The organism is Methanohalobium sp. (genome assembly GCF_018609725.1).
Taxonomy (GTDB): Archaea; Halobacteriota; Methanosarcinia; order Methanosarcinales; family Methanosarcinaceae; genus Methanohalobium.
This window is the reverse complement of record NZ_JAHENT010000159.1, coordinates 1-9,475: the sequence shown is the minus strand read 5'-3', so window position 1 is coordinate 9,475 and position 9,475 is coordinate 1. Positions and strand designations below refer to the sequence as shown.

The following is a 9,475-nucleotide window of genomic DNA, read 5'->3' as shown; positions in this document are numbered from 1 at the left end:
CCGGTTTACCTGTAAGGTCAGAAATCCTGCAACTGCAACCATGCGTACATGGAGGATTGGTTCGCGAAACCGCCCAGAAATACAATCTGGATGAATCAGATTTACTTGATTTCAGCGCAAGCCTGAATCCGCTTGGTACACCCTTCCATTACTACAACTGCAGTCTCGAGGAACTTGTCAGCAACAATACGGGAAAACTCACCCGTTATCCCGACAACCGTTATCTGGAATTTAGGGAAGCTGCAGCAGGGTTTATCGGTAATCTGGATAGAGAAAATATAATACTCGGCAACGGTTCGTGTGAACTCATAAGACTGGTGGCAGAATGTGTGGTCGAAAAGGGTAACCAGGTGATAATACCTCGGCCAACTTTTGATGAGTATGAACTCCAGTGCAGGATTTTCGGTGCCAGACCCATATATATTAATTACAGTGAGATTCCCCAGATTTCAGACGAACTCCTTAACAGCTCAAAGATTCTTTTTGTTTGCAACCCCAACAACCCTACAGGAGAACTGCTGTCAAGGTCTACACTAAAGGATTTGGCTGACCGGTGTGCAAAAACCAGTACCCTTCTGTTTGTGGACGAGGCGTTTATCGAACTTTCAGACCCTGAGCAAAGCGTTGCTGAACTCGTAAAGGATAACAATTTTGTGTTTGTCATGCGCTCGCTTACAAAATCGTTTGCTATACCGGGCATCCGTGTAGGATTCGGTGTTGCATCACAAAAACTGGCAAATGTGCTTGACAATGCCAGATTGTCATGGAACATGGGGTTTGTATCCGATGTTGTGGGTACTGAATTGCTGGGCATGGAAGGCGGTGTTTACAGTTCATATTTCAGAGATTCAAGGAAAATGATTGACAGGGAACGCAAGTATCTCATCGACAGGATTTCAAGGATTCACGGATTCACTCCACTGGACAGCAGTGTGAACTACATACTTGTGGATGTAAGTGAATCTGTGATGGATTCTACTGAACTTTCCCGGAGACTGGCTGCAAGAGGCATACTTGTAAGAGACTGCAGTTCGTTCTGTTCACTTGGTAACGAGTTTATCAGAGTCGCTGTCAGAAATTCGGAGGATACCGATAAACTGGCTAAATATATAGGTGAATTGCTTACTGAATGGGGACAGGAGCAAGGAAACAAATATTTGGAATCCAAACTGGAATCTGCATCAACAGGCAACCATTCAGGTAGAAGTACCTGTGAATATTATCCCTGCCACTATCCTGGGCAGGATTGTACTTTTTGTTTCTGTCCTTTCTATCCATGCGAAGATGAGCGTACAGGAGGTCAATACATTAAGAGTACTGGTGGAGGAAATGTATGGAGCTGTTCTGACTGTCATATTATCCACAAGGAAAAAATTGTAGAGCAGATACTGGATGTTCTCATGGAAGAAAATGGTGATACAAAACAAAACCTGAATAAAGCTTGGGAAAGGATAGTGGAGCCTCTTCTATGATTGGTTTTCTAACACCAGATGCTGAATTTTTTATATCGGTTCTTATTGTAGCAACAGTTTTTGATTTGCTGGTTGGTGAACCTCCTGCTTCAATCCATCCTGTGGTCTGGATAGGCAAATTTATAGCTTTCATGGATAAAACATCCCCTGAAAAATCCAGAAAATTATACGGGATATTTCTTGCAACTATATGTATAGTGTTTGCATCAGCTATTGGTTATATTATCACATTGTTTACTGCAGCATCTTATATACCAGGGACTATTGCTATTCTCATCTCAGCCTATTTTTTAAAATCCACATTCGCTATACGAAGTCTTATTATACACGGCCAAGATATTTACAATGACCTGATTCAAAATCGTCTGGATGATGTTCGTTCAAAATTAAAAATATTTGTCAGCAGAGACCCATATAAACTAAAAAGTAGTCAGATGTCATCCGCCGTAATAGAATCAACATCTGAAAACTTTACAGATGGAATTTTAAGCCCAATATTTTATTATTCAATTCTTGGACCCTTTGGGCTTGTGGCTGTATATGCCTACAAAGCGGTTAATACACTGGATTCAATGGTCGGTTACAAAAACGATACCTACAATGAATTGGGGTATGTATCCGCTAAACTCGATGATGTACTAAACTGGGTCCCCGCTAGAATGTCGGTAGTATTTATCGCATTATCCGCGTTTGTGGTCAATATTTTTGTCGAGAAAAAACTCAGCATCGTCGATTCATTAAAATGTGCCTACTATGAAGGAGGGTTCACATCATCACCTAATTCTGGATATCCCATGGCAGCTGTATCTGGAGCTCTCAGAATCAAACTTGAAAAACCGGATACCTATACACTCGGTGATAGTTTCCCTGAACCTGAACCTTCTGATATTAAGAGAGTATCCCAAATTATTATATCTGCAGCAATAATATCCATAATTATATTTTCATTGATTATTTATGGAATTATGAATTTAATTGGTTATATCTAATCCAAAAGGTTTTGTTAAAGAGGATTGTTATGAAATTATCAGATATAGATGAAAAATACCTGAAAGGCGAACAGCCTGAAGAACTTGAAGAAGAAAAATACGATAATGAAATCTATAATGTTATGGAAAAAAACGGTGTAAGTAAAAAAAATATTATAGATACTGCAATGGAATTATATTTTTCACATCCAGGACTTGAAACCAAAGAAAAAGCAGAAAGTATCTTCACAAGAGAACTGGACATAGCATTTTCAGACCCTAACCTCTGTATACTGGTGTATTCGGGAATATTGCTTGAAAAAGAAGGTGAAGCAGGCTCACTTCCCAATCTGAGTAAAAGTTCCTATGAAAAAGACCTCTCTTTTATTATTGCCGATGAGGTGCTCGGCATGAGCATTTCAAAATACATAAGCGGAGATAAAGGAATGTTTGAATATGTCCGTTTTGATAAGGAAAAACCCGGAATTCTTTCAAAGCTTGGACCATTTATGGACGATGTAGTCGCAGGTATTGTAGGCGGTGTTTCTGCAAATATGTATACAAGAGCCATAGCAGAAATGGACAACAATAATGAATCTGGTGAATAAAACGACTGGTGTGGTTGCGGAATGAATTCATATTTACTTGCAGTAAAATCAGGTTTCGGATTTCTGTCCACCATACCTTTCGGACTCACAATGGAAGGTCTTGATGAACTGGTAAAAAGAATATACCTGTTCCCGTTTGTAGGCATTATTATCGGTCTTATTATAGGTGCATTTGCTTACCTTTTTGGTTTTGTATTTCCCCCTGTTATCAGTGCTGTCGCCATTATCATCACGGTGTATTATTTTACAGGATTTAACCACCTTGACGGACTTGCTGATTTTGGAGATGGACTGACAGCTCATGGGTCACGTGAAAAGAAAATAAATGCCATGAAAGACGTATCAGTAGGAATTGGTGGAGCGGCGTTCTGTGTACTGGGCATTGTCTCATTATACGCTGTTATAACCACTTTACTTGATGAAAGTCTGGTTCAGAATATAAATTTGAGCAATGGATTGTTGATATTTTCTTCTCTGGTTGTTGCAGAAATATCAGCAAAACAATCGATGCTCACGATTGCAGCCTTTGGCAAATCCATACATGAAGGACTTGGATCGATGGTTATTGATAACACCACAATTCCTAAATTCATTATAGGACTTATCGGTGGAAGTTTCTTCTGCTGGTTAATGCTTGGAATTTTTGGTATAGTTGGTTTTATTTCAGCAACGATATCTGCATTAATAATATTAAATATTACAAACCGCCATTTTGGTGGCGTGACTGGTGATGGACTGGGCACATCCAATGAAGTCGGTCGGATAATTACATTGTTAGCTATATTTTTAATGATTAAAGGAGGCTATACCGGAGGCGTGATTATATGGACGTTATTGTAATGGCTGGTGGACGAGGAACAAGACTCGGAATGGGTGAAAAACCCTGTGTACAGCTTCTTGGATTCCCTTTAATAAGCTACGTTATTGACGCTCTCGAAAAAGCAGAAAATATTGACAACATATATGTTGCTGTGTCCCAGGCCACCCCAAACACTGAGATTTATGTATCCAATCAATATCAAGGCAGGGTAAATGTTATAGAAACTGCAGGTGGAGATTATGTAGGCGATATGATATATGCAGTCGAAAACGCAGGTATAAAAGAACCTGTTATGATTATAATGTCTGACCTTGCTCTGATAACCCCCGAATTAATTGACAAAATCGTAGATGAGTATCGCGAATGTAATAAACCTGCTCTTTCTGTACACGTTCCGATATCCGTATGCAAAAATCTTGGTATAAGACCTGATACAGTATTCCACAGAGACGGAAACTTGATTGTTCCTACTGGTGTTAATATCCTGGATGGAAAATACATCAAGCAAGAACAGGATGATTACAACCTTATAATGGATTATCCCGAACTTGCACTTAATATTAATACTGCTAATGATTTGGAACGTTGTAAGAATAAATTAATGGAAAGGTCTGGACAATCTTCTAAATAAATTAATTTATATATTAACCTCTCATAATATACTATTTGAATAAATCCAATAAAGAATAAAATTATATCTGTATAAACACAAAAATGTATATACAGGACACTCCAAATAATTGAATTGATTATTTAAGGTTAAAAACCAAGTTTATTGATAGACCTATCAGGTGATTATAAATGGCAGAAACATCACAGGAAGAGACATCTCAACCAGAGAGAGTTAGTACAGAGATACCAGGCCTAGACGATATGTTACAGGGGGGATTCTTTACAGAAACTGTTAATGTAGTTTCTGGTAATTCAGGTACTGGAAAAACTATATTTGGGTCACAATTTTTGTATGAGGGGGCTAAAAAAGGTGAAAAAGGAATGGTTATAATAACTTCTGAAGAATCCAAATCACTGGTCAGAGAAATGAAAACCTCGTTTGGCTGGGATTTGAAAGAAATGGAACAACAGGGATACATTTCATTTGTGGATATAACAGACCCAAGCCTTCGTCTACAAAAAAGTGTGGAAATTGCACCATCAGAGCTTATAAAAAGCTTTAAAAAACTGGTTGAGAGTAAAATAGAAAAAGAAAAACCGGAACGCGTTTTTGTTGATTCAATAGAAGCTCTCTTCCTGGCGATAGAATCAAATTATAAACTAAGAACAATGGTCGATGATGTTTTCAGCGTATTCAGAAGCCACGGTGTGACCTCAGTTGTTACAGTAGGAACACTTTTTGGGCTTAACGATGTAGTTGAATATGGTGCTGATTCAGTCATAAAGCTTGAACGTTTCAAAACTGGCAACACTCTCCAGCGTTCAGTCTATGTCATGAAAATGCGGGGTTCAAAAACCATTAATGAAATCAGAGTGCTTAACATATCGGATAACGGTATGGGTGTACTTGCACAATCTCCATACCTTTAACCTATTTTTATTAAATTAATTTTAAAATTTAGAAAAGATACCAATCATTATCGTTCTCTGAATGCTCTTTATCTATTGCAACTGTCTTTTTTTCAAGTCCCATATTTGTTGTTATGGCATCAGAGAAATCTTGAAGATAGTCCTTCTGGTTGAGGCTTCCATAGATAAACTTTTTATCCAGCTTGATGTTTTTCTGAATTGTATCTTCTTCAGGAACGATTTTAACATCTATATCTACCATTTCAACTGCTTTTTCCATTGCCTTTCTGAAATCCCCTATACAATAAGCTATCCTATGTTTGTATTTGTGCCTTGTTTTTTCAAGATAGCGTGCCAGACGTTCGCTTTCCATTTTTATGAAATCACGTTTTATTTTTGGTACATCACATTTACCAAGCATAAACTGATAATGCATGAAAGGATACTGGGTATCAAGTTCGCGGGGTGTTACACCGCATGTACCAAAAACGACCACATGAACCTGTTCAGGGTTCAGCAAACCGAATATTACCTTATCAAAGGTTTGGTGCGAAGGACTTTCATGATACGGTTTCTTCTTGGCACAGGGCACAAAAATACAGACATCTCTTTCAGGAGGGTCATACTCATCCAGTATCCATTCATTTGCACGTTTCATATCCGGATGATAAATAATCTCGTCTGTATCCAGTGGTTTATCAGAACGCTTGTCTTCAGGAATTATAGGTTCCATTTTAATGGCGGTTGAACTTGGCAAATTATATATATAATTAACGATATGTTTATTATGGTTTTGGATAAACTATACAAAAACTATCAATCCATAAAACGAGTGATTTATAAATGGCACATTCTATTCCCGAAATGCTGAGAGCAAATTTTAATTGTGATGATGTAGCAAAATGTATTCTTGGACTAAAAGACCTTGATTTACAGGCATACAAACTGTTACTTGTAAACGGTCCCATGACAGCCGAAAAACTGGGCAAACTGCTGGACAGAGAACGCAGCACATCCTACCGTTCACTGCAAAATCTTATATCATGCGGACTTGTTTATCGTGAAAGCCGGTCGATTGATGTTGGAGGATATTATTACGAATACGTAGCAATCAGTCCCGAATCCGTCAAAAAAATGATGCAGGACAACATCGATGACTGGTACAAAAAAGTAAGTTCGCTTATCGACAACATCGATGAGGAACTGGCTGTGGATTGATAATATCAATCAGGTTTTGTTAACAAACGTTTCAATTCTCTCAAGCGCTTCCTGTATCTCATCTTTTGATGTCGCATAAGAGCATCGCAAAAAACCCTGTCCTGCTTCACCAAAAACATCTCCCGGAATGGTTACTACCTTCTGATCATCCAGCAGATTTTCTGCGAATTCGGATGATGTCATACCGGTACTCTGGATTGATGGAAATGCATAGAACGCTCCTTTTGGCTCAAAGCATTCCAATCCTATTCTGTTGAGACCATCTACAATGAGATTCCTTCGTCTGTCGTATTCACGAATCATTTTGTCAAGTTCGTCATTACCGTTTCTCAATGCTTCCATCGCTCCAAGTTGGGCTACGATTGGTGCACAGAGCATGGTATATTGATGTATCAACATCATTGAGCTTATAATCTCGGAATCACCAAGTGCGTAGGCTATCCTGAAACCCGTCATTGCATACGATTTTGAAAAACCGTTCAGCAAAATCGTGCGGTTTCGCATACCTTCAAGAGATGAAAAACAGGTGTGTTCTCCTTCATACGTCAGACAATCATACACCTCATCTGAAATAACCATCAGGTCATTATCAACCACCACGTCAGCTATAGCCTCAAGATCGGCTTTATCCATAGTGGCTCCTGTCGGATTGTTAGGGTAATTCAGTACCACTGCCTTAGTATTTTCATTAATGACATTTTTCAGTTCTTCAGGCGTTATTTTGAAATTATTGGACATCTTTGTAGATATAGTAACCGGTACGCCACCTGCAAATATTACCGATGGTACATATGCAACATAAGACGGCTGAACAACAATTACTTCATCACCAGGATTAACAATCGCACGGATTGCAAGATCAAGTGCCTCACTGACACCTGTTGTTACAAGAACTTCAGACTCAGGGTTGTATTCAACATTGTACTTTTTCGAGAACAATTCAGATATCTGTTCTCTAAGCTCTAAAAGTCCATAGTTTGATGTGTAGGATGTTTCTCCCTGTTCGATTGAATGTATGCAGGATTCTCTTATGTGCCACGGTGTTATATAATCAGGTTCACCTACACCAAGAGATATAACATCATCAGCCTCGCATACAATATCGAAAAAACGCCTGATTCCAGATGGTGGTACTTTCTTTAGGTGGTCTGCAACAAAACAGGAAGGATCACATTGCGTTCTCAATGATTCGTCACCTTATGGTTTTTTTATGGGGATACAGGCAAACGTTTAATTTTTTCAGGTTCATCGAATATGAAACCGTCTTCTTTATAGGTTTTTAAAACAAAGTGAGTGGATGTACTATGAACCTGTTCAAGTGTTGCTATTTTTTCCGCTACAAAAAATGCTACTTCCTTCATAGACCTGCCGCGCACAGTAATAGAGATGTCATGGTCTCCTGAAATCAACCTTACCGAGCGCACTTCTGGAAACTTGTAGAGACGCTCCGCTATCGTCTGATAACCCTGTTTCCTCTCAAGTACGACTTTTAACTCGATAATCGCATAAACATAATCTTCACCTGCTTGCTCCCAGTCAATAATAGTCTTGTACTTGCGGATGATTTTATCCTTTTCAAGCTTTGAGATTATATCATTGACTTCAGCTACAGGCAAACCTGTCTGAGAGGCTATATTTTCAGGCGTTGCACGAGCATTCTCTTCCAGTATTTCCAGTATGTGCCAGGTATGCTTATCCATACTTCATTCCTTTTAAAACAAAATCAATAAGAGAGACGGGCTTTTGTTATTTATTCAATCAAAACTGCATTTACAACGCCATCCTGACCAGGACGACTTGTCACTTTAGCATTGCCCAATCCTGTTTTGATTACTGAGCCTTTAGTAATGATATTACGTCTCATGTAGTGTACGTTTGCCGGATTCTCAATTACATTTTCAATAGTTGATTTCTGGGTTGTTCCATCATCAGGATTGGTCACATTAGCTTCATTGCATCTGAGAAGCTTGTATTTGCGGTTACCTCCTCTTGATGCTATAATTTTCCTTTTGGTCTCACTCACATATGTTTCTGCTGATTCTCTTCCTATTTCATGCTTCCTTTTCCCGCGAACAGGTGTTATTTTGGCTCCACTTGGAGTTCTTTTAGATCTTCCTTGCCACTTCATAATTTATCCTCTTGTATTATTGAATATATAAAATGTAATTCATATTTATAAAGCTTGTAGAATTATATTATATCAACTGGAGATTTTATTACTTGATGGATTGTATAAGAAGTTTTCGAATGGTTACCACCGTTACTACCTTATAGCTCGATTTTTAAAACAAACACAAATAAGTAAATTTGTGTAAATGATTATATGTAACGTACAAATAAACTACTCATTAAAGTAGGGGGATTATATATCAAGAGGGGTAACGTATGATATGACTTGGATTAAAGCATCAACAACAGGGTGTAAGGATTTATCAGGTCTTAATATACCATATTTTATAAATTCTAAACATATCATGCATATAGAATTAAACCTTAACCGGATGAATTTGGCTGTTGAAGTATCTACAATCGATGGCTGTAGACATTACATATTTGATGCAAATGATTACTTTGACGTACCTTATAATAAACTGAAAGGCGATAGTATAGAGAATCTACTCATAAAAATAATTAGCGTAATAAAGGACGCCGATAATAGAAATATAGAAACATTAGACCTGCAGAAATCACTGGACACCTGAATTTGTTATACCAAGATGGTTTTTTACGAAAGTGGGGCAACAGGGGTACGTGAAAGCCAACGACTTTAGTCGTTCTCTTTGAATCAAAACACTCTAAATTAAAAATTTAGAGTTAAACTTAAATCGAAGATTTAAGTTGTTTAAAAGATATCTTTAAACTTCGTTT

At 38.0% G+C, this 9,475-nt stretch carries 12 protein-coding genes; 8 read left to right on the top strand and 4 right to left on the bottom strand.

The genetic code is table 11. The features are described from left to right. The 6 genes from cobD to QZ276_RS10685 all read left to right on the top strand — a co-directional run. Positions 1 to 1,472: threonine-phosphate decarboxylase CobD (gene cobD / locus QZ276_RS10710; protein WP_292487864.1), on the top strand; the 1,472-nt coding region annotated here is incomplete at its 5' end. Further along, the gene (locus QZ276_RS10705) at positions 1,469 to 2,461 is read left to right on the top strand and encodes a cobalamin biosynthesis protein (protein WP_292484128.1); all 993 of its coding nucleotides are present in this window, start codon (positions 1,469 to 1,471) and stop codon (positions 2,459 to 2,461) included. The genes cobD and QZ276_RS10705, both read left to right, overlap by 4 nt. A gap of 29 nt (positions 2,462 to 2,490) precedes the next feature. Further along, positions 2,491 to 3,048 carry an alpha-ribazole phosphatase CobZ gene (gene cobZ / locus QZ276_RS10700; protein WP_292487861.1) on the top strand — a complete coding sequence of 186 codons (558 nt, stop codon included), beginning with the start codon at positions 2,491 to 2,493 and terminating at the stop codon, positions 3,046 to 3,048. Between the two features lie 21 nt (positions 3,049 to 3,069). Then, a complete protein-coding gene (cobS, locus tag QZ276_RS10695; protein ID WP_292487859.1) occupies positions 3,070 to 3,888 on the top strand; it encodes an adenosylcobinamide-GDP ribazoletransferase in 819 nt (272 codons plus the stop codon). Then, entirely contained in the window at positions 3,873 to 4,499 is a 627-nt protein-coding gene (locus tag QZ276_RS10690; protein ID WP_292487858.1) for an NTP transferase domain-containing protein, read from the top strand. Before cobS ends, QZ276_RS10690 begins: the two co-directional genes overlap by 16 nt. A gap of 170 nt (positions 4,500 to 4,669) precedes the next feature. Continuing rightward, positions 4,670 to 5,410 carry an ATPase domain-containing protein gene (locus QZ276_RS10685; RefSeq protein ID WP_292487856.1) on the top strand — a complete coding sequence of 247 codons (741 nt, stop codon included), beginning with the start codon at positions 4,670 to 4,672 and terminating at the stop codon, positions 5,408 to 5,410. A gap of 28 nt (positions 5,411 to 5,438) precedes the next feature. Here QZ276_RS10685 and QZ276_RS10680 read toward each other — a convergent pair whose 3' ends face one another. Next, complete coding sequence (locus tag QZ276_RS10680) at positions 5,439 to 6,122, bottom strand: DUF5591 domain-containing protein (protein ID WP_292487866.1); 684 nt, start codon at positions 6,120 to 6,122, stop codon at positions 5,439 to 5,441. Between the two features lie 110 nt (positions 6,123 to 6,232). On the opposite strand from QZ276_RS10680, the gene QZ276_RS10675 reads away from it, so the two are divergent. Next, a complete protein-coding gene (locus tag QZ276_RS10675; RefSeq protein WP_292487855.1) occupies positions 6,233 to 6,607 on the top strand; it encodes a helix-turn-helix domain-containing protein in 375 nt (124 codons plus the stop codon). 9 nt (positions 6,608 to 6,616) lie between these two features. On the opposite strand, the gene QZ276_RS10670 is transcribed toward QZ276_RS10675, so the two are convergent. From QZ276_RS10670 to QZ276_RS10660, 3 genes are read right to left on the bottom strand one after another with little or no spacing between them, the layout of a single operon-like run. Next, on the bottom strand, positions 6,617 to 7,792 hold the full coding sequence (locus QZ276_RS10670; protein ID WP_292487853.1) for an aminotransferase class I/II-fold pyridoxal phosphate-dependent enzyme: 1,176 nt from the start codon (positions 7,790 to 7,792) through the stop codon (positions 6,617 to 6,619). A 23-nt stretch (positions 7,793 to 7,815) separates the two neighbouring features. Continuing rightward, positions 7,816 to 8,307 carry an Lrp/AsnC family transcriptional regulator gene (locus QZ276_RS10665; RefSeq protein ID WP_292487852.1) on the bottom strand — a complete coding sequence of 164 codons (492 nt, stop codon included), beginning with the start codon at positions 8,305 to 8,307 and terminating at the stop codon, positions 7,816 to 7,818. Positions 8,308 to 8,357: 50 nt separating this feature from the next. Further along, complete coding sequence (locus QZ276_RS10660; protein WP_292487850.1) at positions 8,358 to 8,735, bottom strand: 30S ribosomal protein S8e; 378 nt, start codon at positions 8,733 to 8,735, stop codon at positions 8,358 to 8,360. Between the two features lie 262 nt (positions 8,736 to 8,997). Here QZ276_RS10660 and QZ276_RS10655 point away from each other — a divergent pair, with 262 nt between their 5' ends. Beyond that, the gene (locus QZ276_RS10655; protein WP_292487849.1) at positions 8,998 to 9,309 is read left to right on the top strand and encodes a hypothetical protein; all 312 of its coding nucleotides are present in this window, start codon (positions 8,998 to 9,000) and stop codon (positions 9,307 to 9,309) included. Positions 9,310 to 9,475: the final 166 nt, after the last annotated feature.